This is a genomic window from Flavobacterium sp. (assembly GCF_035456225.1).
GTDB lineage: Bacteria > Bacteroidota > Bacteroidia > Flavobacteriales > Flavobacteriaceae > Flavobacterium.
Genome location: NZ_DATIDM010000161.1, coordinates 22,652 through 49,414 on the forward strand (window position 1 = coordinate 22,652; position 26,763 = coordinate 49,414).

The window sequence follows — 26,763 nt, forward strand, 5'->3', positions numbered from 1 at the left end:
ATTGTGAAACAAAATTACTCTACTAACCGATTATTCAAACAGACGAACTGTTCTGTATTTGAAAACTCCGCTTGTTGCGAATCTTCTCATTCAAAAAACAAACTGGAGAAATCTATAGTTTTTTCCACTATTTTTTTATTGTTAAGTTTTTTTAGCTTTTCAAAGGAAACTAATTATGCCGCAACTACGCTTTCATCAATCAACATCGTATCTAAAGGCAAAACCATTTCAGATGGTGACAAAACATTTCCTACTAATGGACACAAAGCATCATCTGTTAGAAACAGGACTGACAAAAAACCTAACAATGATCGTATTACACCCCCGACACCTCCAAATGATGACTGTTCAGGAGCAATTGCTTTAACTGTCAACGCCAGCTGTTCCTACACTACCTATACGAACGCAAGCGCTACTGCCAGCTCTGGAGTACCCGCACCGGGCTGTGCCTCTTATTCAGGTGGCGACGTATGGTTCAAATTCGTAGTGCCCGCAGGAGGCACAGTGACTGTAGACACACAAACAGGAGTAATGACAGACAGCGGTATGGCATGGTATACAGGCTCTTGTGGCTCATTAACCCTTTTGGAATGCGATGATGATGATAGCGCAAACGGAAACATGTCATCGATAACCCGAACCGGCTTAACTCCGGGAGCAACCATATGGGTCAGAGTGTGGGAATATGGTAACGACAACAACGGAACTTTCGGAATCTGTGCCACCACTCCACCAGCTGCTCCAACGAATGATAATTGTTCAGGAGCTATTGCTTTAACTGTTAATACGAGTTGTTCCTATACTACCTATACAAACGCAGGTGCTACAGCCAGTTCTGGAGCCCCTGCTCCAAGTTGCGCAAGTTATTCAGGAGGTGACGTATGGTTTTCAGCGGTAGTACCTGCTTCTGGAGAAGTAACAATAGATACACAAACAGGTGTAATTTTAGATAGCGGAATTGCAATTTACACAGGCGCTTGCGGAACTTTGACTCAAATCGCTTGTGATGACGACAGTAGTGTTAATGGTGCTATGTCCAGCGCAACAGTTACAGGATTAACCCCAGGAACTACTATTTACATTCGCGTATGGGAATATAGTAATGACAATAATGGAACTTTCGGTATTTGTGCTTCAACACGTACATTATGTACAACTCCAACAGCACAACCTACATCTTTGGTTTTAACACAACCCTCCAACGGAACAATAAACGGTTCATTTACTGCTGCATCTCCAGCACCATCTAACTATTTAGTTGTTTACAATACTACAGGAACACCGCCTACAGTTGCAAACGGAACAACATACGCTGTTGGTGGAGCAATTACAGGAGGAACAGTTGCAGACATCGATGCAAACACCACTTTCTCCGTTACCGGATTAAGCGGGAACATCACTTACTATTTCTTCATATATTCTTACAACAACAATAGTTGTGCAGGAGGCCCATTATACTTAACAACATCGCCGTTAACAGGAAATGCAACAACCCCGGTTTTTTATTGCGCTTCTACCTCAACAAGTTCAACATACTATATAACCAACTTCTCCACAACATTGGGATCTACCAATATAACCAATAACGGATCTGGTTATTCTGCAACAGGCTATGGGAATTTCACAGCACAAACGGTTACACAACAACAGTTTGCAAGTGTAAACTTCTCTATCGCGACTTTTAATGGAACAAATACTTACGGAATCAATATTTGGGTAGACTGGAATGACGATTTAGATTTTAATGATGCCGGAGAAAAAGTATATGCATCAGGCGCTTATGTAACTTCCGCCACCGGAACAATTACAGTTCCCGGTACAGCGCCTATAGGAAATCACAGAATGAGAGTAGTTGCCAATTACTTATCTACTGATCCAACCTCTTGTGGTGTAATTTCAAGCGGTGAAACCGAAGACTATACTTTCAGAGTAATAGCCAGTACCGCATGTACAACCCCAACATCTCAACCAAGTGCCTTGATACTAACACAACCTGCAAGCGGTTCAATCAACGGTTCATTTACTGCTGCAAGTCCTGCTCCAACAAACTATTTAGTAATTTACAATACAACTGGAGTAGCGCCTTCACCGGTAAACGGAACAACATATACTATTGGAGGAACAATAGGCGCAGGCAATATAGTTGCTGATACAGACAACAATACGACCTTCTCATTGACAGGATTAACCGGAGGTGTGACTTATTATTTCTTTATTTTCTCAAATAACGCCGTTTGTACTGGCGGGCCATTGTACCTTACAACATCACCAGCGACTGGCAATGCCGTAGTACCGTTTTATTACTGTATTGCAAACAACAGCTACAGCACATCCTATTACATTAGCGGTATTACAACCACTGGAGGTGTTGCCAATATCTCAAACACTGGTACCAATTTTAGTCCTGGTGGTTATATCGACTATACAGCAACGCAATATGTATCACAAAATGCTGGATTAAGTTTCAGTATTACAGCAACTCATCCATCCAGCACTTATGGATACACAGTATGGGTTGACTGGAATAACGACGGTGATTTTTCAGATAGTGGAGAAAGCGTTCTAACGACCGGATACTTAAATTCACCTGCCTCGATAGGATCCGTTACCATTCCTGCCGGCACTCCGGTAGGTAATTACAGAATGAGAATCCGAAATGCCTATTTAAACAACCCTCCTCCTGCATGTGGCAGTCACGATTATGGCGAAACAGAAGACTACAGAATAAGTTGTTTAGGCCCACTTCCTTGTTCAGGTAACCCTTCCGCTATAACGGTAACTGTAACTTCATTAACTACCGCAACAGTGAACTGGACAGCAGCAGTCCCAGCACCTGCAAATGGTTATCAATATTATTATTCAACAAGCAATACTGCACCAACAAGTGGCACAACTCCTTCAGGAACTACTATAGCTGGCGTAACAACAGCAAACCTTACAGGATTAACATCAGGAGCAACCTACTACATTTGGGTGCGTTCAAATTGTGGTGGCGCATTAGGTCAGGGTGCTTGGGTAGGACCAATAACTTTCTATGTTCCTAACTGTGCCATCGGAAATGGCTTAGGCACATCCTCTTTAGGATGTCCATCCGTTGTATCAGGCGGTTTAGGATTAAGCGGTGCAGATCCGGCAACAGTTACCTGTACATCAGCTTCAAACTGTGTGGATTTGGAAGCAACCTATTTACAATTAGGACAAACAACAAGTTATACGGCGCAAAGCATAGCTTATGCTCCTCCATATCAGTATGGATGTTTGGCTAACCCGGTAAGTGTTAATACAGATGACATTTGGTCGCCTGTTATCAACCTTCCTTTCAACTTTTGCTTCTACGGATCAAACTACAACCAGTGTTTAATCGGTTCTAACGGGGTACTGTCGTTCGACCTGACCGGCAACACGTCAGGAGGATTTTCGAACTGGAGTTTTGCCAACGGTCTTCCTAACACATCACTGTTCAAAAACACTATTTTCGGTGTCTACCAAGACATTGATCCAAGCAAAGGAGGAGAAGTTGGCTGGGAATTGATTACTTTAAATTCAGGATGCAGGGCTTTAGTAGCTTCTTGGAAAGATATCCCTATGTTTTCAGCAGCTTGTAATTCCATGTTATATACCGGAATGATGGTACTTTACGAAAACACCAACGTCATAGAAGTATACGTTCAGAGAAAAGACACCTGTTCTACCTGGAATGACGGAAATGCGATAATAGGGCTTCAAGATGCCTCAGGCACAATAGCAACTGCAGCACCAGGAAGAAATGGACTGGACACCGATTGGTCTACAACCAACGAAGCCTGGAGATTTGTTCCGTCGGGAACATCTATCACTACAATAAAGTGGTATGAAGGTTCAGGAACAAGTGGACCTGTAGTGGGAACCACAAACACTATTAATGTTTGTCCGACAGCAACAACTACCTATACTGCTGAAGTAACTTACACTTTGTGCAATGGTAGCACACTAAAAGAAACAGAAACAACTACAGTAACTATTTCCGGTAATAAAGTTTGGAATGGTTCTATTGACTCGGATTGGGCAAAGGCCAACAACTGGACACCATCAGGCGTACCAACTGCAACTGATTGTATTGTTATCCCTAACGTAACAAACGACCCTATAATAAGCGGTTCAGGATACGTTGGTTTAGGATACAGTTTAATAATCAACAATGGTGGTCTTTTAACGGTAAATCCTAACAACAACCTTTCCATTGTAAACGCAATAAACATTAGCGCGGGTGGCGACTTAATTTTAGAAGACGATGCAAGTTTAGTACAAACTAACAATGTTACAAACACCGGAACTGCTCATATTAAGAGAACATCTTCACCGATGTATAATCTGGATTACTCGTATTGGAACTCACCTGTAACCGTTGCATCCAATTTCCCTGTCGGAAATTTAACTTCAGGAACGAATTACATTTACCGCTATACACCAACGGTTGCCAATGGAAACGGAACCTGGACACAAGTTGCAACAACAACAGCCATGGATCCAACTTACGGTATTATTGCACGAGCTCCAAGCACATTCCCTTCATCAGGAACAAAACAAACTTATACTGTTAATTTTACAGGTACTCCGAACAACGGTAACATTCTGATGCCAATTAAAAAAGGAACCAATTTCAATATGGGAAGTACTGTTCCAGGGAATACAACAGTTATTTTAGATGCCGATGACGAATGGAATCTTATCGGTAACCCATATCCATCAGCTATTGACGTTGTCTCTTTCTTAAACTTGGCAGCAAACACACCTATTATCGATGGTACTGTTTATTTATGGACCCACAACACGTTACCAAGTACTTCGGAAGTAGATCCTTTTTACGGAAATTACGCAGCTAATTATACGGTTAGTGACTATGCTACAGTGAATTATATGGGTTCAACAGCTACAGCGACTACCGGAGGAACTGCCCCTACTCGTTATATTGCATCGGGACAATCCTTCTTTGTCAGTGCTGATGATGCTATGGCGAATGGCACGACCCAAAATGTAACGTTCAACAATAGCATGCGTGTAACCAACAACAACAATAATTTCTATCGTTCGGAGAATCCAAATAACAATTTTGACACCAACGGATTCAACAAACAGCGACTTTGGTTAAACTTATCGAACAACAACGGCGGTTTCAGTCAGATTCTTGTCGGTTATGCAGAAGGTGCCAGTTTATCATGGGACAGAGGTTTTGACGGTGAAGCATTGGCCGGAAATGCAGTTAAATTCTACTCTTTAGGAGCCAACAAACAACTAACCATTCAGGGACGTCCATGGCCATTTACCGATACTGATATAGTACCACTAGGATTTAAGGCTACTGCTCAAGGTAATTACTCCATTGGTATTGACCATTTGGATGATGAATTCGAAAATCAGACCATTTATCTTGAAGACAGGGAGTTAAACATAATCCATGACTTAAAACTTGCCCGATACGACTTTACATCAGCAGCAGGAACCTTCGACAATCGATTCGTACTTCGCTATACTGAAAACAATTTAGGCACACAAGACAATTCGGTTCTTGAAAATTCAGTCGTAATTTATACGGATGAAAAACTTAAAGTTAATTCTACGATAGAATCAATTAAAGAAGTTGTCATTTACGACATATTGGGACGCCTGCTGGTAAACCAAAAACAGGTTAATTCAAATCAATTTACAGCAGCAACCTTATCTCCTACAAATTCAACTTTAGTTGTTAAGGTTATACTTGAGAATAATACAACGGTTACCAAAAAGGTAAACTATTAGAATTGTCCCCCAACAATAGAAAAGGCCCTGTTTATCAGGGCTTTTTTTATACTGAAAAGTTTTTGTATTTTTTTAACAATTGACATTGCATATGTTATAAAAACATTTATTTTTGTACCGCCACTAAAATAACCCAAAAACTTGTTAAAAAAATGAAGAATCTAAAAAAACTATTGTTAATTCTAACACTATCTGCGGTACCAAGTACAATCTCTGCCCAAGTAGGCGTTGGAACAACTACACCAAATGGAGCATTAGATGTAACATCAACTACTGATGGACTCTTAATTCCAAGAATCTCGTTATCAGCAACAAATATCGCAACAGTTACCACCCCAACAACCTCTGAATTAGTATACAACACAAATACTTCCGCAGCAGGGCCAAATCAGGTAACTCCTGGTTTTTATTATTGGAACGGCGCTAGTTCGCTTTGGATCAGACTTGCCTCAGGAAACAATTCTAACTGGACAACAACAGGTAATTCAGCAACAGTTGCCGGAACAAACTTTATCGGAACTACAGACGCAGTTGATTTCGTCGGGAAAACAAACGGAACAGAGCGTTTCAGAGTTTTAAGCACCGGAAATACCGGTTTTGGCACTACAACTCCTGCAAGTAGTTTATCCGTAGCGAGCAATGCCACCATAGGAGCAACATACGCCCCATCAAATGCAGCTCCGACAAATGGATTGCGAATTGAAGGACAGGCAGTAATCGGAAAAGCATCGGGCGAAGATGCAAGAGATAAATTCTCTGTCCACACATCCGCTTCTTCGTACAGCAACATTACCGGCTATCCAAGTGCTACCGGAAAAAGAGCCATCGCAGGATATTCTGATGCTGGAGGAATGGGAGTTTTAGGCTATTCTAACAGCTCTGGTTACGGAGTTGTCGGACTTACTCAAGCGGGGTCGATATCACCCTTTGTACAAACCGGAGAAGGAATTTTAGGACAAGCTGATGGTTCTGCTCTCGGCATTCCCATTGGAAACCATGGAATCATTGATGAAAGTACTGCAGGAAACTGGAAGGCCACAGGTATATTAGGAGAAAACAACAACATCGTTACCGGAGGTGGACTTCAAGGAGGGTCTTATAACGGAATAGGTACAGGTGTTGTAAGTGGTGTTTATGGAAATATTGGTTCCAGAGTCGCATCGGCAAGTACAAATGCCTATATGTTTGGAGTTGTTGGAGACATACTTACAGTAGGCGGAACAATACCGGATGGAACTGGCGGAGTTCTAGGGTTTGGTGGTTCAGGAAATATAGGAATGTTAGGTTACCGCGGATTGTCAGGAATCCTCTATAGTGTTTACGGCGGGGGCACAATTGGAAGCGTCGCAGCAGGAAACACCGGAAACAAAGGAACTTTCAACGAACCGAACAATCACGTAGGTTTGGGAATCAATGGTGGTTTTATGGGCGGGTTCGTAAAAGGAAACCAATACGGTATGATGTCAAAAGGGGAAGAATTCGGGATGTATGTACAGGGAAATACGATTGTAAACCAACCTATCGTCCAGCTAACCGAAAGCAACAATACCGAAAGAACAGCAACATATTTTCCATCGTCAACTGAAGTGGATGTAACTACAAGAGGTATTGGAAAATTAAATAATGGTGAAGCCTTCATTTCTTTTAAAGAAGCTTTCAAAAACATTGTTTCGGACAAAGAACCAATTAACATCACAATTACACCTACTGGAGAAACCAACGGCGTATTTATCAGTAATGTTACCAAAGAAGGATTCTACGTAAAGGAAAACATGAAAGGCACTAGCAATGCAAATTTCAATTGGGTTGCTATAGGAACAAAAAAAGGTTTCGAAAATGGTGTGGAAATTTCAAAAACTATTTTAGCGAATGATTTCGATAAAAATATGGATGGCGTAATGAATAATGACGGATCTGGAAAAGAAGGCACGCCAGTTTATTTTGATGGTCAAAACGTGAAATTCGAAAGAATCCCTGAAGGATATATCAAAAATCAAAAAAAAGAAGCTCCTAAGAAAAAATAAATCAAATATATTTCATTAATTTCCAGAAAGACCCTGCCATAAATTGCAGGGTCTTTTTATTTCAAAAATCAAAAAAACAACGATTATCGATAACAAATTACCGTTTAACTATTTTTTAAGCGGAAAAGAAAGAGTCCGCAAAAAATGGCATAAATTTACTTTTCCAAAAACCCAAAAAAGCGTTTGTATCTCAAAAGTTTTTCACTAATTAAAAAAACAGAAGATATGAAACGAATAATATTCTTTTTCGCAACAGTATTAATACTGTTCCAGATTCATATTGCATCAGCGCAGGTTGGAATAGGAACAACCACACCATCCGGAGCGCTGGACGTTACTTCCAATAGTGACGGTTTATTAATCCCTCGTGTTACTCTTACCGCCAATAATGTAGCAGCACCGGTAACAACGCCTACAGTTTCAGAATTAGTGTACAATACCGCCACAGTAGGAGGAGCAAACGGAGTAAATCCCGGTTATTACTATTGGGACGGCAGTTCATGGATAGCCATACTTACGGAAAAAAACGGGGGTTGGTCCTTAACAGGAAATACAGGAACAACGGCGGGCACCAACTTTATCGGAACGACTGATGCCCAGGACTTGAGAGTAAAAACAGGAAACACAGATCGCTTAAATATCTCCGGTACCAATGGAAACGTAGGTATTAATACAAACAATTCCACTGCGAAACTGGAAATTGACGCTTCAACAGGCACCACACCACCTTTGGAAATAGTCCCGCGAACGACCGCTCCAACAGGGACTGCAGGTGGTCAAATAGCCGTCATCGACAATTCTCTTTATATCTATGATGTAACCAGAACCAAATGGTTGAGTTCGGAAACTATAACTTTTGCATGGGGACACGACGGAAATCTAAAGGGTGCATATTTAGATTGTGCTAGTGTACAAAATCAAGCTAATACCGGATTCAAGATGCCATATGCCGGAACAATCATTGCAATAACGGCGCTTCAGAGTGGCGGTGATGCAAGTAAAGGGTTTGTTGTAAGGAAAAATTCAGCATCAACTGACCTATTTTCATTCAATTTAACCGCCCTCTCTTATAATAACAACACTCTTAATATTGATTTTGATGCCAATGATTTTTTAAAAGTATTCACTGTTGCCGCTGGCGGTGAATCTACCAACCCTGTAGTTACCTTATTCATAAAATGGCGTAAATAATCAGACATATTTCAAAAAACTCCAAAAAGACCTTTGTTTCAAATAATAAAGGTCTTTTTCATTAACATAAGCTTCCTTTTCGAAACTTATATTCCGATAGGCCAAATGTCGGTTTTTAAATTGTACCAACCGAAACAGAAATTCAATGCCATACCAAAGAAAAAAAGGAATAATCAGCAACTCCAACTGCTGCCGGATATGAATCATTTCATGGTTAATAATCACCTTATCCTCCCTGTCTTCTTTATGTGTCAGGAGAATAAAAGGAAAAAGGGTGATTCCACGGAAACCTCTTGGCGTTAATTTTTTGATTACAAGTATTATCATTAACGGTAAAGTTCCTAAATTTGCCCTTATGAATAACCAAATTGACCCAAATAATTTAAAAGAGGGGGAAGATTTTTATTACACACCGGAAGGCTACAAATGTTTCACGGAAAAATACCACCTGAAACGCGGGTACTGCTGCAAAAGCGGATGCCGCCACTGCCCTTACGGGTTCGATAAAAAAACAGGGGAAATCAATAAGAAAAACAAATAGTTGGGCGTTCCCCTACGGGTCGGGCTATACGCAAGTACATGGTACTTTGCTGCTATCCCTAACGCGTCACGACAACAAACAAGACAACGATATAAAATGGACATCCATTTACAAAATTACCGAATCAAAATTTACAAGTCCTACCATCGGTCGGACATTCGCTATCCCTAGTCCTTATTGAGAAAAGATTAAAGAAGAAAGAGAAAAGACTAACTCATTAATAGCGACATAAACGAATAACAAAACACCATGACTTTTCAGGAACAAATAACACAAGGAATTCCATCGGTTTTACCACAACCAAAACCATACGACACGAGGCGAAACGCCGAACCGGCAGAGCAAACCAATATCAATCACGCGCCAAAGCGTAAAGAAATATTATCGGAAGAAGAAAAGAAATTAGCGCTTCGCAACGCGCTTCGTTACTTCGAACCAAAACATCACGCCGAACTAATCCCGGAATTCAAGGAAGAATTAGAAAAATACGGCCGGATTTACATGTACCGACTACGTCCGGATTACAGAATGTATGCCCGTCCGATTTCAGAATATCCCGGAAAAAGCGAACAGGCAAAAGCAATCATGTTAATGATCCAGAATAACCTGGATTATGCCGTAGCACAACACCCGCACGAACTGATTACCTATGGTGGAAACGGAGCGGTTTTCAGCAACTGGGCTCAATATCTTCTGACCATGAAATACTTGTCCGAAATGACTGATGAGCAAACTTTGGTCATGTATTCCGGACACCCAATGGGATTATTCCCATCACACAAGGATGCACCAAGAGTCGTAGTTACCAACGGAATGATGATCCCGAACTACTCCAGACCGGACGATTGGGAGAAATTCAACGCGCTTGGCGTAACGCAATACGGACAAATGACTGCCGGAAGTTACATGTACATCGGTCCGCAGGGAATCGTTCACGGAACTACAATCACCGTTTTGAACGGATTCCGAAAAATAAAGAAAAATCCAACCGGAAATTTATTTGTTACTTCAGGTTTAGGCGGAATGAGTGGTGCTCAACCAAAAGCAGGAACCATTGCAGGATGTGTTACCGTTTGTGCTGAAGTCAACCCTAAAATCACCAAAATCCGTCACGAACAAGGATGGATTCATGAAGTTATTGAGAACATTAACGAATTAGTAATTCGCGTTCGCAAAGCATTAGAAAACAAAGAAGTTGTTTCTATTGCCTATTTGGGTAACGTAGTTGACGTTTGGGAAAAATTTGACACTGAAAACATTCATATCGATTTAGGTTCAGATCAAACTTCATTACACAACCCTTGGGCTGGCGGCTACTACCCTACCGGTTTTACCTTTGAGGAATCCAATGAAATGATGGCCAACAATCCGGATCAATTCAAAATCGAAGTTCAGAAAACATTACGCCAACATGCTGCTGCCATCAACAAACATACATCCAAAGGAACTTATTTCTTCGACTATGGAAACGCTTTCTTATTGGAGGCTTCCCGCGCCGGAGCTGATGTAATGGCAGAAAATCCAACATTAGGAAGAGAATTTAAATACCCATCTTATGTTCAGGACATAATGGGCCCGATGTGTTTTGACTACGGTTTCGGTCCGTTCCGATGGGTTTGTGCCTCTGGAAATCCTGAAGACTTGGCAAAAACTGACAAAATTGCCTGTGACGTATTGGAAGAAATGATGAAAAACTCACCTTCCGAAATCCAACAGCAAATGGCCGATAACATCCAATGGATCAAAGGCGCACAGGAAAACAAATTAGTTGTTGGTTCACAAGCCCGTATCTTATATGCCGATGCAGAGGGAAGAACCAAAATTGCAGAAGCTTTCAACCAGGCTATTGCACGCGGCGAAATAGGTTATGTGGTTTTAGGCCGTGATCATCACGATGTTTCCGGAACCGATTCTCCATACAGAGAAACGTCAAACATATATGACGGTTCCCGTTTCACATCTGACATGGCCTTTCAAAACGTAATTGGTGACAGTTTCCGCGGCGCCACTTGGGTATCTATCCACAATGGTGGTGGTGTTGGCTGGGGAGAAGTTGTCAACGGTGGATTTGGTATGGTTCTTGATGGTAGTAAAGATGCCTCAAGACGTTTAGAATCAATGCTTTTCTGGGATGTTAACAATGGAATTTCCCGAAGAAGCTGGGCAAGAAATGAAGGTGCCGTTTTCGCAATAAAACGCGCAATGGAAACGCAGCCTCTATTGAAAGTCACTATTCCGAATTTAGTGGATGATGCGTTGTTAAACGAGTAGTTTTAAATTTCAGGCAGTACAAGGAGGGAGATTTAAAACTAATGTTTTTAAACCTGAAATTGTACTACTATGAAAACGTTTAAAATATTTTTGCTTTTGCTGCTTATCACAGTAGGAGCCTGTAGTCCGATACAAGTAGACGCCGATTATGACAAAGCCACGGATTTTAGTCAGTATAAGACCTATAACTTTCTGAAAGACGGCATTGCCAAAGTGGAGATTTCTGATTTGGACAAGAAAAGGATTCTCAATGCCATTGACAATGAAATGCTGGCAAAAGGCTATACAAAAAGCGAGACCCCCGATTTAATGGTAAACTTTTTCACCAAAGAAATGGATTACGTTAATGTAAGCAGCTACTATGGTTATTGGGGTTATGGCTGGGGATGGTATCCATATTATGGTTATCCCTATGCCTATACCACAACAGAAGGCACACTGTATATCGATCTGATCGACGCAAAGAAAAAAGAACTGGTTTGGCAAGGAGTTGGCGCTGGTGTTTTAGCTGAGAAAATGAGCGAAAAAGAACAACGAATCAACGAATTTGTCAACAGAATCCTAATACAGTTCCCTCCGGAAGTTAAAAAGGATAAAAAAGATAAAAAGTAGTCATAACCGGCTACTTTTTTCCTTTTCCATAATCCTAATAATTATCATGTCAAAAAATACACAATAACTGTATTTTTGCTAAAATTAAAGCGCGATGCAAGACATTCAAAACCTCGACGATATCAAACAAATGGTCAATTCTTTTTACGACAAAGTAAGACAGGATGAGTTTATCGGACCTATTTTCAATGAACAAATCCAAGATCGTTGGCAGGTGCATCTTGAAAAAATGTACGGATTCTGGCAAACGGTTTTGTTGGATGTTCACGCCTACTCTGGCAGCCCGTTTCCCCCTCATGCCCGACTTCCAATCCAAAAAGAACATTTCGACCGATGGATGACTATTTTCACGCAAAACATCGACGAGCAATTTGCGGGCCCCATAGCCGATGAAGCCAAGTGGCGCGCCGGGAAAATGGCTGAAATGTTCAACTATAAAATTGAGTATTTCCGAAACGCCAATCAAAAACCGCTTACATAAGTATTTCACATTCTTTTTTTAACTATTTTGCAGTTAGTTTATTTTAAAACCCAATCTAACTAATTGCAAATCATGATGAAAAACTACTCTAAAATTGCATTGGGCGTACTGCTTTCAGGTTTTTTGTTTTCGTGCAGTTCAACCAATCTCCTAACGTTAAGCGTTACGGAACCCGCGCCTATATATATTCCTTCTCAAGGCAAATCAGTAGGCATCATTAACCGAAGCTTACCCAACAAACAAAACGAACCCATCGATGTCATCGACAAGATCCTGTCGGTGGAAGGAAAAGATTTAGATAAAGACGGCGCTACCGAATCGGTTTTAGGACTTCAAAACGAACTGACTAAAAACAACGGTTTTGCTACCGTAAAACTGATAGATGATGCCAATCTGAAAAGCGTAGGCCTTGGCGTCTTTCCAGCCGCCCTCCAATGGGAAGACGTGGAAAAAATTGCCCAAAAAAATCAGGTGGACTACCTTTTTGAACTCTCTTTTTATGATACCGACGCCAAAGTGGATTACAAAACCGCTACGGTGGAAAAAGCAAACGTGGTGGGCGTTAAAATCCCGATGATTGAACATCAGATAGATATTGCCACGATGATTAAAAACGGCTGGCGCATTTACGATGTAAAAAACAGGGAGATTTTAGATGAAATAGCCTCCAACAATGTGATTAACTCCTCCGGAAGAGGAATCAATCCGGTAAAGGCAGCCGAGGCCGTGATGGGAAGAAAACAAAATGTTTTAAAAATCAGCAACCGTTTGGGAGTCGATTATGCTTTAAAAACATTGCCTTATAAAATCAGGGTTTCCCGTGATTACTACGTAAAAGGGACTCCTAATTTTGAAATCGGAATGCGTCGTGCCCAAACTGGAAACTGGGACCGTGCGGCCGAACTTTGGGCGAAGGAAGTCAACAATCCCGATCCGACCATTGCCGGAAGAGCCTGCTACAACATGGCCATCATCAATGAAATCAACGGAAATCTGGATGAAGCGGTAAATTGGGCTTCGAAATCCTATAGTGATTATGGAGATAAACTCGCTTTACGTTACCTCAACATCCTGAAAGACCGAATTGCCAAAAAAGAACAACTGGTAGCCGAAAACCACTAAAAAAAAGAACCGTAGCAAATACTACGGTTCTTTTTTTATCTATGTTGAAAAGTATTAGTACGCTAACAGCTCTTCTATCTTCGCTTTTACTTTTTCGGCAGAAGGAATCATGGTCTGCTCCAAAGTGCTGTTTAAAGGAATGGCTGGCATATTTTCCGAACCAATCGTCATCACCGGCGCATCGAGATATTTGAAACATTTCTCCTGAATCATTCCGGCCAAACTTCTTGCAAAGGAATTATTGATGGATTCTTCTGTAACCACAAGACATTTTTTGGTCTTTTTAACCGATTTCAGAATCGTTTCTTCATCCAACGGATTGATTGTTCTCAAATCGATGATTTCCACCTGATCTTTGATTTTTGAAGAAGCGTTTAAGGCCCAGTGTACTCCCATTCCGTAAGTGATTACCGAAATCGTTTCTTTGGTTTCCTGCTCCCAAATCTCCTGAACGACATTCGCTTTTCCGAAAGGTAAAACATAATCCTCGCTTGGCTCATTCGTACGCGCTTCATCGGTTCCTTTCACTTTTGACCAGTACAAACCTTTGTGTTCTAAAATTACTACCGGATTCGGGTCGTAATAAGCTGCTTTCAATAATCCTTTCAAATCGGCTCCGTTACTTGGGTAAGCGATTTTAATCCCGCGTATGTTTGCCAATACACTTTCCACCGAAGAAGAATGGTAAGGGCCACCGCTTCCGTAAGCACCAATCGGCACACGTAAAATCATGCTTACCGGCCATTTTCCGTTGGACAGGTAGCACGAGCGGCTCACTTCGGTAAACAACTGGTTCAATCCCGGCCAAATGTAATCAGCAAACTGAACCTCAACAATCGGTTTTAAACCAACGGCCGACATCCCCACGGTAGAACCAACAATGAACGCTTCCTGAATTGGGGTATTAAATACACGCTCGTCTCCGAACTTCTGCGCTAATGTCGCTGCTTCCCGGAAAACGCCTCCCAATCGCCCACCAACATCCTGTCCGTACAGCAGACATTCTTTATGTTTTCGCATCAGTTCTTCAACCGCAAACAAAGCACAATCTACCATCACTACTTTGTCTTCGCGCTCCGGATTTCTTTCACCTGCCTCTTCTGTAATAGGTGTCGGAGCAAAATCATGAGTAAACAAATCTTCCGGCTTCGGATCTTCAGCTTTTAAGGCTCTTTCGTAATCTCTTTTTACTTGCTCTGTCGCTGCATGTTCGATTTCTGCGATTTCATCCAAAGTAAATTCGGCATCAATCAGTTGTTTCAATAAAACTGGATACGGATCTCTGGAATGTGCTTCTTCCAAATCATCACGGTACCATTCCATTCGAACGCCCGATGTATGGTGGTTCAACAATGGAACTTTAGCATGAACCAAAAACGGTCGGCGCTCTTCACGTATCGTTTTCAGTACTTTTTGAATCGCCAAGTAACTTTCCGTGAAATTAGCTCCGTCAATTGTAATTGCTTCAAGCCCGTGGAACCCTTTTGCATATTCAAAGGCATTTTGCGAACGGGTTTCTGCCGCATTCGCTGAAATATCCCATCCGTTATCCTGAACCAAATATAGAATAGGCAATTGCTTTAACGCTGCCATCTGGAAGGCTTCTGCAATTTCACCTTCGGTTACCGATGCATCTCCAAGTGAGCAAACCACAACCGGTTTTTCACTTACAGTAGTATCGTCAAGACTAACATTTTCTTTATACCAGAATCCCATCGCTGCTCCTGTTGCCGGAATCGCCTGCATTCCGGTCGCTGAAGACTGATGCGGAATTTTCGGCTTGTCCGCATCACGCAAACTTGGGTGACAGTAATAAGTTCTTCCTCCCGAAAACGGGTCGTCTTTCTTTGCCATCAGCTGCAACATCATATCGTAAGGCTGCATTCCGATTCCCAACATCATCGCATCATCCCTGTAATAAGGAAAAGCATAATCCTGCGGCAACAATTGCATCCCTACCGCAATCTGAATCGCTTCATGACCGCGGGAAGTCGCGTGAACATATTTAGAAACCACTTTAAAATTATCTTCATACAAAGTGGCCATTGCCTTGGCGGCCGCCATTGTTGAAAACGCTTTTTTAAGGATTGATCTATCTACAAGTACTGGCATATCTATCGTATTCATTATTTCTTTCTTAAAGAGCCCCGTAAAATTATCGGAAGGCCCGGCATTATTTATTAAGGCAGGTTATTAAACCGCCGGTACAAGCCATCCGAACTTATCGGCTACTTTTTGTGTTTTAATCGCGTTCAAGGTATCATTTACATCGTGAGAAACCGGATTTTCTTTTGGCAAGGTTATTTTCATCTCTTTATAGCCGATTTCTTCAATCATGGCAATTCCAACCGCTGTCCCAGCACCGAATGCTTCTTCCAACGTACCGTTTTGTGATGCTTCGATGATTTCCGAAATTTTTATCGGTCTTTCTGTTACTTCGAAACCTTTATCACGAAGCAAATCGATTACCGACATCCTCGTGATTCCGGCCAAAATAGAACCGCTTAAATCCGGAGTAATGAACTTTCCGCCTATTTTGAAAAACACATTCATCGTTCCCACTTCCTGGATGTATTCGAATTCGTTGGCATCCAGCCAAAGTACCTGATCGTATCCTCTTGCTTTGGCCAATTCCGTCGGACGGATAGCTCCAGCATAATTTCCGGCTGCTTTTGCTTCACCTGTACCTCCAATGGCTGCACGGATGTATTTTGTTTCTGCATACAATCTGATTGGCTTGCTGAAAAACGGACCTGCGGGCGATGCTATAACGATGAACTTATATCTCGTAGCTGCACGCATTCCGATGAACGCTTCATCCGCATACATGAACGGACGCAGGTACAAAGCAGCTCCTTCATCGGATGGTATCCAGTTTTTTTCAAGGGCTACCAATTTCTGCAATGATTCCACGAATAAATCTTCAGGAAAAGAAGGCATACCCATACGATCCGCACTGAAATTCAAACGTTTTGCATTTTCCATCGGGCGGAACAACAAAGGCACATTATCGTTACCTAAAGTCGCTTTCATACCTTCGAAAATAGCCTGACCGTAATGCAAAGCCATAGCCGCAGGATGTGTTGGAATCGCTGTTAAAGGCTCGATTCTCGGATTGATCCATGCTCCGTTTTCGTAATCACAGATAAACATGTGATCGGTAAAAGCATTCCCCATCGCGATATTGTTGATATCAACCTCGCTTACTCTTGAGGACTGAACTTGATTGATTTTTATATTGTAAGACATAGTCTGTTTTTCTTAAGATTATATTGCTGTGTTGCTGTCAAATTTTTCTAAATAATCGCCTACCCTTCGCAGGAACGAACCTCCCAGAAAACCATCTACCACACGATGGTCAAACGAGAGCGATAAGTACATCATGCTTCGGATGGCAATTTCATCTCCTTTTGGAGTCGTAATTACTTCCGGACGTTTTTTGATGATTCCAAGCGCCAAAATAGCCACTTCAGGCTGGTTGATGATCGGTGTTCCCATTAAACTTCCGAAGGTTCCAACGTTGGAAATCGTGAATGTACTTCCCCCAACCTCATCTGGTTTCAGTTTGTTGTTACGTGCACTTTCCGCTAAATGATTTACGGACGACGCCAATTCAGATAAGCTCTTCTCATTAGCATTTCTCACCACCGGAACAATAAGGTTTCCTGTCGGCAGCGCTGTAGCCATTCCGATATTGATATCATTGTGAACGATGATTTTTTTCTCGTCTACCGAAACATTGATCATTGGAAAATCCTGAATCGCTTTCGCTACTGCATCCACGAAAATCGGCGTGAAGGTCAACTTCTCGTTGTATTTTTCCTGGAATTTGTCTTTCATTTCATTTCTCCAGTTCACCAGATTCGTCACATCGACTTCGATATATGAAGTTACGTGAGGCGACGTCTGTTTCGAATACACCATGTGGTCGGCAATCATCTTACGCATGCGGTCCATTTCCACAATACGGTCTTTGCCCTCCACAAAATTGATTACCGGTTTCGGATAGGTAGAAGCCGGCGTAGTTGGAGCTGCAAATTGCGGGTTACGCTGAAGCGGATATTTTCTCGTTTTCAGATAGTTGAAGACATCGCTTTTCTGGATTCTTCCTTCTGCACCCGAACCCGGAATGCTTTGCACTTCTTCCAATGACAGGTTTTCTTTCTGTGCAATGCTGATGATTAGCGGAGACAAAAATGCGTCCGGATTGCTTTTTAATTGTACCGGTTTTGGAGCGCTTTCAGTTTGAGAAACCGATGGCTTCGGTGCATTTACTTTTACTGCTTCCGTCTTTTGGGTTTTCACTTCCGATGCCCCGTCCGATGCGATTAGCGCAAGTACTTCGCCAACAGCCACCACATCGTCCTTTTGATAACGGATTTCGGTTATAACACCCGAACAAGGTGCCGGAACTTCGCTATCTACTTTATCGGTAGCCACTTCCAGCAGGGTTTCTTCGGCTTCAACCGTATCTCCGACATTTTTCAGCCAGTTGATGATTGTCGCCTCCGAAATACTCTCACCCATTTTGGGCATTTTGAACTCTACTATTGACATTTTTTATAGTTTTCAGTCACAGTTTTCAGTCGCACAGTTACTGTTAACTGCGACTGGGTACTGTTTACTTCTTTTTAAATTCATTTAATGTTTTATAAAACTCTTCTTGAGTCGGACGATTCGCAGGAATTTCGCGCAAAGGTTCTACGGCTCGTAAAGTCTCGTAACACTCTTTAGGCAATTGTTGGTACAAAGCCGTTCCTTTGGTTTTCCATTCAATCATTTCATCGCTCACGTCTTTAATAATAGTTGCGGGATTTCCAACAACCATTTTTCGGTTAGGAATCTTCATATCGGCTTTGATAAACGACAAAGCCCCCACGATGCATTCGTCGCCCAATTCCACGTTATCCATGATTACGGCATTCATACCAACCAGACAGTTGGCTCCGATATTGGCTCCGTGAATAATGGCTCCGTGACCAATATGCGCTCCGGCTTTCAAGACCATGCTTTTGCCCGGAAACATGTGAATCGTACAGTTTTCCTGTATATTACAACCGTCTTCGATTATAATCTCGCCCCAGTCACCACGGATGGCAGCTCCCGGACCCACATATACATTTTTCCCAATAATCACGTTACCCGTAACCGCGGCTTGCGGATGGATAAAACTGCTTTCGTGAACAACCGGTATAAAACCTTTGAATTCGTAGACCATATTTATAGTTTTCAGTCTCAGTTTTCAGTCTCAATCTCAGCTACACTGTAAACTGCGACTGTAAACTGCAAACTATTATTTAAACTTCTTCAGTGTTTCTTTCGTAAAATCTGACAACACCAATCTTCCGCTGATGGCTGCTCTTTCAGCTAATAACGTATCCCAATCATCTGTACCTCTCCAGAATATTTTCTTCATTTCCAGCATCGCTTCCGGATTGTAAGTGCACAGGTGTTCTGCAAACTTCTGAACTGCTTCATCCATTACCTCAATACTTTCAAATACGTTAGCATATAAACCTTTCTCTTTTGCCCATGAAGCTTCATAGAAAGTATTCGCATCGATAGCGATTTGCGACATAGCCGAAACTCCCATTTTTCTTTCGATAGCCGGGCTCACCACAAACGGACCGATACCTACATTCAGTTCGCTTAGTTTTATAGCTGCGAATTGAGTCGCCATACAATAGTCGGTTGAAGCAGCGATACCAACTCCACCTCCAACAGTTTTACCCTGAATTCTTCCGATGATGAATTTTGGGCATTTGCGCATGGCGTTGATTACGTTGGCAAAACCAGAGAAAAATACTTTCCCGGTTTGGTCGTCGTTGATGGTGATTAATTCTTTAAAGCTGGCTCCGGCACAGAAGGTTCTGTCACCACCACTTTTTAAGATAATTACTTTTACCTCTTCTTTATTCCCAACAGTGGTAATGGTTTCAGCTAACTGTGCTAAAATGGTTCCCGGCAATGAATTTTGTTCGGGGTGGAAAAACTCTATTGTTGCTATTCCGTTTTGTATGTCGTGTTTTACGTATGCTTCTGTCATAATATTTTTTCATTAAAATGGCACGCAGATGACGCGGATTAAGCAGATTTTCACGGATTCTTTTGTGTTAATCCGTTTAATCCGTGACAATCTGTGACCTATTACAAAATTCCGAATTGTTCAAAATGGTGATTAAAATGCTTCACATTCATCAAATCCCATTCGAATTTATCCAAGATTCCGAATACGGCGTTTTTCGTTGTTGCTTCCGGATTTTCTTTGAAATACAATTCAAAAGCATCGTAAGCTTCAATGAATTTTTGTTTCGCGGTTGCTAAATCAGCGTGAACCAAAACCTCTGTGTTTTCTTTTTCCATCAACGGATGTTTGAAATCCTTCGGCATCGGTTTATGGTTGAACACCATTTCGTTAACTTTAGCCAAATGTTCTGCTGGAGTGGAAATTTCGAAATCCTGAATTTCACCCGAGGCAATTCTCAAGGATTTTTCAAGATGCTCCACCATATGCTGTGGCTTCATCATTCCCCACTTCGCCGTAGCGTTTTCGGTTAATTTTGCCAAGTAGCTTTCAATGTTGCTTCTGTTGATCTGTACGAACGGAGATTTCTTCTGAACCATCGTCAGAATCGTAGCAATAGCCACTAATTCGTCGTTCTGATCAAACACTTCCACGAACCATTTCACGATTCCGCAAGGCAATTCTTTTCCAACACTGTCGCGCTCGATTTTCTGTTTGCACGTTAAACGAACGTAGATGGTATCGTTGTGGTAAATCGGACGAACGAATCTACACTCTTCCAACCCGTAATTTGCCGCTACCGGTCCTTTGTTCGGATATACGAACAATCCCGCCGCAGCTGCCAGGATGAAATAACCGTGCGCCGTACGTTTCTCGAAAATACTTCCTTTCAATGAAGTGATATCGGTGTGCGCATAGAAATGATCCCACGTTAAATTGGCAAAATTGATGATATCGGTATCGGTAACCGTGCGTTTATGTGTTTTAAGCGACATGCCCGGCTGAATATCCTCCCAGTGATATTGGAACGGATGCTGCGGTGTCTCTTTGTATTTTGAATTTGGCTGATAAATGCCTGTAATTTCAGTAAGTGTCGTTGGTGAACCCTGAACGGCGCAACGTTGCATGTAATGCTTAATTCCACGTACACCTCCCATTTCTTCTCCGCCTCCGGCACGACCAGGACCACCGTGAACCAATAATGGCAGTGGCGAACCGTGTCCTGTGCTTTGTTTTGCATTCTCTCTGTTCAAGACTAGAATTCTTCCGTGGTGGGTAGCCGCATTGATTACGTATTCTTTCGCGATTTCATCGGAATTGGTTACGATAGAGGAAACCAATGAACCTTTACCCATTTGGGCCAGTTCAATAGCTTCATCTAAATTTTTATATGGCATTATGGTTGAAACCGGACCAAAGGCCTCTGTTTCGTGTACGGTAAGATTTTCAAACGGATTGTCTTCACGAAGTAGCATCGGACTGATAAAAGCTCCTTTAGCATCGGCACCCACAAGGTCTAATTTATCTAAATCACCATAAACAATCGAAGCTGTTCTGGCAATTTCTTTCACCCTGTTTTTCACTTCCTCCACCTGGTCTTTGCTTACCAATGAGCCCATGCGAACCTCTTTCAGTCTCGGATCTCCGATGGTTACTTTATCCAAGGCTTTTCCAAGGGCGATTTGAACATCCTCTACCAAGTTTTCAGGAACAATCATACGACGGATAGCCGTACATTTTTGTCCGCACTTCACGGTAATTTCACTTCTCGCCTGACTAATGAACAAATCAAATTCAGGAGTACCCGGAACCGCATCTTCTCCTAAAATGGAAGCGTTTAATGAATCAGCTTCCATATTGAACGGAACTGCTTCGCTGATGATTCTCGGATGCGATTTCAACATACGTCCGGTTGAAGCCGAGCCTGTAAAAGTAACTACATCCTGACTTTCAATCGAGTCGATTAATGTATGAGCAGAACCACAAATTAACTGAATCGCACCTTCCGGCAAAATATTGGATTTGATGATTTCTCTAACAACAGCTTCCGTTAAATACGAAGTCGACGTTGCCGGTTTTACCACTGCAGGAACTCCCGCCATCCAGTTAACAGCACATTTTTCCAACATTCCCCAAATCGGGAAGTTGAACGCATTGATGTGAACCGCAACTCCTCTTTTCGGAACAAGGATGTGGTGCGCCATGAATCGGCCGCCGCGTGACAAATCGATTGGATCTCCTTCTACATGATAAGATTGGTTTGGAAACAATTTTCGAAGCGATGCATTGGCAAACAGGTTTCCGAAACCTCCTTCAATGTCAATCCAGCTGTCTACTCGGGTCGCTCCGGTTCTGTAACTTATTTCGTAGAAATGCTCTTTGCGTTTGTTTAAATACAATGCCAGACTTTTTATCATGTTTCCACGCTCCTGGAAGGTCATTTTACGAAGTTTTTCGCCTCCTTTGGTTCTTCCGTAATGAAGCACTTCGGCAAAATCAATTCCTTGTGTAGAAGCGTTACCGATTATTTCCCCGGTTACCGAGTCAAATAACGGAACACCTTCTCCGGCACCGGATGTCCAATTTCCTAAAATGTAATTTTCTATTTTGCTCATACCTTTATTTTTAACCGCAAAGCCCGCAAAGTAATTTCGCGAGGTTCGCAAAGTTTTTAATTTATCGTTTAAGCTTCAATCCTAATTTCTTTTTAGGGTTAGAAGCGAATGGTTTGGTCTTTATCTGCAATCCCTATTCCTGCTGTCCGTTACAATCTGTCATTGCGAGCTTGCGATGCAATCTCCCAACGCCAGGATTTCCACTCCCATCAGGGCTATTACAAATACGTCTTGCGTACTTGTTGGGTTATACTCTTTCAATAATCACGGCGTACCCTTGTCCTACTCCGATACACATGGTAATTAAAGCGTAACGTTTTCCGGTTAGCTGTAATTCCAATGCTGCAGAATATGCGATTCTTGCACCGGTAACACCCAGTGGATGCCCGATAGCAATAGCGCCTCCGTTAGGATTGATTCTCGGATCATTGTCCTTTAATCCCAACTCACGGATACACGCGATACTTTGTGCCGCGAAAGCTTCGTTTAGTTCTATAATGTCGATTCGATCCAAAGTAAGACCTGCTTTTTCAAGAGCCTTTTTGGTCGCATCAACCGGTCCGATCCCCATGATTCTTGGTTCAACTCCCACTACGGCAGAACTTACGATTCGGGCTAGCGGTTTTAAGTTATATTTCTTAACCGCTTCTTCCGATGCAATAATCGTGGCAGCAGCACCATCGTTCAATCCCGAGGCATTTCCTGCCGTTACGCTTCCGTCTTTTTTGAAAGCCGGACGTAGTTTTGACAAACCTTCCATGGAAGTTGAAGGTTTCACGAACTCATCTTTTGAAAACTGAATTGGGTCTCCTTTTCGCTGCGGGATTTCAACGGTTACGATTTCTTTTGCCAATCGGCCTGAATTTTGGGCTGCTGCTGCTTTTTGCTGGCTGTTCAAGGCAAAAGCGTCCTGATCTTCTCTGGAAATACCATATTTTTCAACCAGGTTTTCAGCGGTTTCCCCCATGGCTTCCGTACCAAACATGGCATGCATTTTCGGGTTTACGAAACGCCATCCGAAACTGCTGTCGTACATTTTACTGTCGGTTCCATAAGCTGCTGACGGTTTCGACACCACTAAAGGTCCGCGTGTCATATTTTCAATTCCACCCGCAATAAAAACGTGTCCGTCTCCGGCTTTGATAGCACGGTTTGCACCGATAATCGCCGAAAGACCTGAACTGCACAAACGGTTTACGGTTTCTCCCGGAACGGTATATGGCAATCCCGCCAAAAGCAATGACATACGCGCTACGTTGCGATTGTCTTCTCCCGCCTGGTTGGCACATCCCATGATCACATCGTCATAAGCGTCTGTTGGGATGTTTGGATTTTTCTCTGTTACCGCTTTGATTACCAAAGCCCCTAAATCATCCGGACGAACCGCTGCTAGGGTCCCCTGATAACTTCCGATTGGAGTACGTACTCCGTCTATGATATATGCTTCCATTTTCAGATTGCAGACAGCAGATAAAACCGCCGTCATTTATATTTTATGTTCTTTTAAAACTCTTATTTCTATTCAATTCATTTCCTCTTTAGCCCTGATTGGAGTCTCGTTATTCGTAACGAGATAACGCGGAAAGCAGGAATTGCGTTTCGTAAAATGCCCGAACCATTGCTTCGCCAATTCGCTATCGCTCGGGTCGCTCCGGATTATTTTAATCTTCCCATTCTTTCGGAGTACGGTAAGCAACCCCTTTAAAAAGCGCTACCAAAACGTCTCCTTTTTTCACCTCCACGATGTAGAAGGCTAATTTATTTTTTAAGCTTTCCAGGCTGGCTTCGGCAACGATGTAATCGCCTTCTTCCAGGGCTTCGATGTGGTTAATCGAGGTCTCGATGGAAACGGCAAACCTTCCGTTGGTATTCGCGGTAAACCCGAAAGCGGTATCGGCTAACGAATAAGCGATTCCGCCGTGTGCCTTGCCCATGCTGTTGAGCATTTCCTTGCGGACGGTCATCCCTACTTTACAGTTCCCGATTTCGCATTCCAGGATTTCGATTCCGAGCCACTGGCTGAACGGATCCAGGGAAAGCATTTTGTAAGGTATTTTTTCTCCTTGCATTGTTACGTTGGAATTTACTGTTTCTTCCGTTTTCATTACACTTCAAACACTTTGTTTTCTCTGTTCATTTTGCGTAAAATAGGGCTGCAACGGTAACGGTCTTCGTGATATTCGTTGTACAGCTCGTCTAACTTTTCAATGCACCATTGGATTCCCAATTCGTTTGCCCAAGCCAGTAATCCTTTTGGATAATTTACCCCTTTGGTCATGGCATTGTCTATATCTTTGGCAGAAGCGATGTTTAAGAACAAGGCATCGGCAGCTTCATTTATCAACATTACGATTACGCGGTCGAAAATGGTTTTAGCCAACGTTGTATCTTCTGTCGGTTTCGGCATTTCTTCGCTGTAATTGTAAAAACCTCTTCCTGATTTTCTTCCCAAGAATCCGGCTTCGGTCAATCGTTTTTGTGTGAATGACGGTTTGTATCTCGGGTCGAAATAGAACGAGGTAAAAACGGTTTCTGTAACAGTGTAATTCACATCGTGTCCGATGAAATCCATCAGTTCGAAAGGTCCCATTCGGAAATTACCGATGGTTTTCATGCTCCAATCGATGGTCGCAAAATCGGCATAACCTTCCTCATAAACGCGTAAAGCCTCGCTATAGAAAGGACGCGCCACTCGGTTTACAATAAATCCGGGTGTATCTTTTGCAACTGCCACAACTTTTTTCCAGTCGGAGATCGTTTGTGTTGTTTTCTGAAGCACTTCAGCACTTGTCTGAACCGCGGGAATTACCTCAACTAACTGCATTAACGGCGCCGGATTGAAAAAGTGAATTCCGATTACACGCTCCGGTTTCTGGCACGACGCTGCGATGGATGCAATCGATAATGAGGACGTGTTGGACGCTAAAACCGTTTCTGCTGAAACTAAAGTTTCCAATTCCGAAAATACTTTTCGTTTGATGTCAATATTTTCGACGATAGCTTCGATAACCAAATCAGAATCCGATAAATCCTGCAATGTGGTTACATACGAAGTGGCGTTCAAAATCCTTGCTTTCTCGGCTTCGTCTATTTTTGCCTTCTCCACTAATTTGGATAAGGTATTTTCAAGAGCTGCTTTACTTCTGTTAAGCGCCTCCTGATTGGTATCATATAATTTTACGGAACATCCTGCGGTGGCTGCCACTTGTGCAATACCACTTCCCATCGTTCCTGAGCCTATAACTGCTACTTTCTTCATTTAGATTTCTTGAATTTCAGACTTTCTAATAATCTGAATTAATTCCCTTTAAATTCCGGTACTCTTTTTTCTACGAATGCGGTAACCCCTTCGTTGTAATCGTAAGAAGAACTGGCTTCAATCTGTAAATCGCTTTCCAATGCCAATTGTTCTTCCAATGAATTCGTCATCGATTGATTCAGTAGTCTTTTTGTCAGACCTAATGCCTTTGTTGGCATCTGTGCTAAATTTTCGGCCACTTTTTTCACTTCAGCTTCGAAAGAATCGGCAGAAAAAACTTTGTAAATCATCCCTAGGCTCATGGCTTCTTCGGCAGAAACCTTATCGCCAAGCATCATTAAGGCCGATGCTTTTTGGAATCCGATTAGACGCGGTAAAAAGAATGTTCCGGCACTGTCAGGAACCAAACCAATTTTACTGAAAGCCTGAATGAAACTCGCCGATTCTACCGCCACAACGATATCGCAAGCCAAAGCAATATTGGCTCCTGCACCTGCAGCCACACCGTTTACGGCAGCCACAATCGGTTTTTCGATGTTTCTGATTTTTTGGATAATCGGATTGTAATGCTCTTCAAGAATTCTTCTGAATCCGGGATTGATTTCCGGAGTGGTTACTTCTTTTAAATCTTGTCCGGCGCAGAATGCCTTTCCGTTTCCGGTAAGCACCATAGCGCGAATATTTGAATCGGCTGCGCAGTTTTCAAGCACATCCTGAAGTGACAATGCCATTTCTCTGTTGAAACTGTTGAACACTTCCGGTCTGTTTAGTGCGATCCACGCAACATTATTTTCAATCTTAACCTCAATAGAGTTTGAGCTCATACCTAATTTTATTTAAAAACCCA

General features: G+C 42.2%; 19 protein-coding genes. 8 read left to right on the forward strand and 11 right to left on the reverse strand.

Translation table 11 applies throughout. The annotated features are described in order from the left end of the window. Positions 1-3 precede the first annotated feature (3 nt). The 3 genes from VLB74_RS09490 (at position 4) to VLB74_RS09500 (ending at position 8,990) form a co-directional block, all read left to right on the forward strand. Complete coding sequence (locus tag VLB74_RS09490; protein WP_325203217.1) at positions 4-5,775, forward strand: GEVED domain-containing protein; 5,772 nt, start codon at positions 4-6, stop codon at positions 5,773-5,775. A 152-nt stretch (positions 5,776-5,927) separates the two neighbouring features. Then, a complete protein-coding gene (locus tag VLB74_RS09495; protein ID WP_325203218.1) occupies positions 5,928-7,799 on the forward strand; it encodes a hypothetical protein in 1,872 nt (623 codons plus the stop codon). Positions 7,800-8,024: 225 nt separating this feature from the next. Next, positions 8,025-8,990 (forward strand): hypothetical protein, encoded by a 966-nt coding sequence (locus VLB74_RS09500; RefSeq protein ID WP_325203219.1) that lies wholly within the window; start codon positions 8,025-8,027, stop codon positions 8,988-8,990. Here VLB74_RS09500 and VLB74_RS09505 read toward each other — a convergent pair whose 3' ends face one another. Beyond that, entirely contained in the window at positions 8,991-9,317 is a 327-nt protein-coding gene (locus tag VLB74_RS09505) for a hypothetical protein (protein WP_325203220.1), read from the reverse strand. Positions 9,318-9,345: 28 nt separating this feature from the next. On the opposite strand from VLB74_RS09505, the gene VLB74_RS09510 reads away from it, so the two are divergent. From VLB74_RS09510 to VLB74_RS09530, 5 genes are all read left to right on the forward strand, one after another. Further along, entirely contained in the window at positions 9,346-9,531 is a 186-nt protein-coding gene (locus VLB74_RS09510) for a C1orf53 family protein (protein ID WP_325203221.1), read from the forward strand. A 249-nt stretch (positions 9,532-9,780) separates the two neighbouring features. Continuing rightward, positions 9,781-11,802, forward strand: coding sequence for a urocanate hydratase (locus VLB74_RS09515; RefSeq protein ID WP_325203222.1), 2,022 nt, complete (start codon positions 9,781-9,783; stop codon positions 11,800-11,802). Positions 11,803-11,871: 69 nt separating this feature from the next. Next, positions 11,872-12,414 carry a DUF4136 domain-containing protein gene (locus VLB74_RS09520; RefSeq protein ID WP_325203223.1) on the forward strand — a complete coding sequence of 181 codons (543 nt, stop codon included), beginning with the start codon at positions 11,872-11,874 and terminating at the stop codon, positions 12,412-12,414. A gap of 94 nt (positions 12,415-12,508) precedes the next feature. Next, on the forward strand, positions 12,509-12,895 hold the full coding sequence (locus VLB74_RS09525; protein WP_325203224.1) for a group III truncated hemoglobin: 387 nt from the start codon (positions 12,509-12,511) through the stop codon (positions 12,893-12,895). A gap of 72 nt (positions 12,896-12,967) precedes the next feature. After that, positions 12,968-14,017, forward strand: a complete 1,050-nt coding sequence (locus VLB74_RS09530) for a DUF6340 family protein (protein WP_325203225.1) — start codon at positions 12,968-12,970, stop codon at positions 14,015-14,017. 54 nt (positions 14,018-14,071) lie between these two features. Here the strand turns inward: VLB74_RS09530 and VLB74_RS09535 are convergent, their stop codons facing one another. From VLB74_RS09535 to VLB74_RS09580, 10 genes are all read right to left on the reverse strand, one after another. Then, positions 14,072-16,144 (reverse strand): alpha-ketoacid dehydrogenase subunit alpha/beta, encoded by a 2,073-nt coding sequence (locus VLB74_RS09535; RefSeq protein ID WP_414655593.1) that lies wholly within the window; start codon positions 16,142-16,144, stop codon positions 14,072-14,074. A 66-nt stretch (positions 16,145-16,210) separates the two neighbouring features. Next, complete coding sequence (locus VLB74_RS09540) at positions 16,211-17,266, reverse strand: branched-chain amino acid aminotransferase (protein ID WP_325203226.1); 1,056 nt, start codon at positions 17,264-17,266, stop codon at positions 16,211-16,213. 18 nt (positions 17,267-17,284) lie between these two features. Next, the gene (locus tag VLB74_RS09545) at positions 17,285-18,574 is read right to left on the reverse strand and encodes a dihydrolipoamide acetyltransferase family protein (protein ID WP_325203227.1); all 1,290 of its coding nucleotides are present in this window, start codon (positions 18,572-18,574) and stop codon (positions 17,285-17,287) included. A gap of 64 nt (positions 18,575-18,638) precedes the next feature. Beyond that, a complete protein-coding gene (locus VLB74_RS09550; protein ID WP_325203228.1) occupies positions 18,639-19,235 on the reverse strand; it encodes an acyltransferase in 597 nt (198 codons plus the stop codon). Between the two features lie 75 nt (positions 19,236-19,310). Next, positions 19,311-20,063, reverse strand: a complete 753-nt coding sequence (locus VLB74_RS09555; RefSeq protein WP_325203229.1) for an enoyl-CoA hydratase/isomerase family protein — start codon at positions 20,061-20,063, stop codon at positions 19,311-19,313. Between the two features lie 101 nt (positions 20,064-20,164). Then, complete coding sequence (paaZ, locus tag VLB74_RS09560) at positions 20,165-22,657, reverse strand: phenylacetic acid degradation bifunctional protein PaaZ (RefSeq protein ID WP_325203230.1); 2,493 nt, start codon at positions 22,655-22,657, stop codon at positions 20,165-20,167. A 247-nt stretch (positions 22,658-22,904) separates the two neighbouring features. Continuing rightward, positions 22,905-24,107, reverse strand: a complete 1,203-nt coding sequence (pcaF, locus tag VLB74_RS09565; RefSeq protein ID WP_325203257.1) for a 3-oxoadipyl-CoA thiolase — start codon at positions 24,105-24,107, stop codon at positions 22,905-22,907. Between the two features lie 211 nt (positions 24,108-24,318). Then, entirely contained in the window at positions 24,319-24,726 is a 408-nt protein-coding gene (locus tag VLB74_RS09570; RefSeq protein ID WP_325203258.1) for a PaaI family thioesterase, read from the reverse strand. 35 nt (positions 24,727-24,761) lie between these two features. Further along, complete coding sequence (locus tag VLB74_RS09575) at positions 24,762-25,916, reverse strand: 3-hydroxyacyl-CoA dehydrogenase NAD-binding domain-containing protein (RefSeq protein ID WP_325203231.1); 1,155 nt, start codon at positions 25,914-25,916, stop codon at positions 24,762-24,764. Between the two features lie 38 nt (positions 25,917-25,954). Further along, complete coding sequence (locus VLB74_RS09580) at positions 25,955-26,740, reverse strand: enoyl-CoA hydratase-related protein (RefSeq protein ID WP_325203232.1); 786 nt, start codon at positions 26,738-26,740, stop codon at positions 25,955-25,957. Positions 26,741-26,763 lie beyond the last annotated feature (23 nt).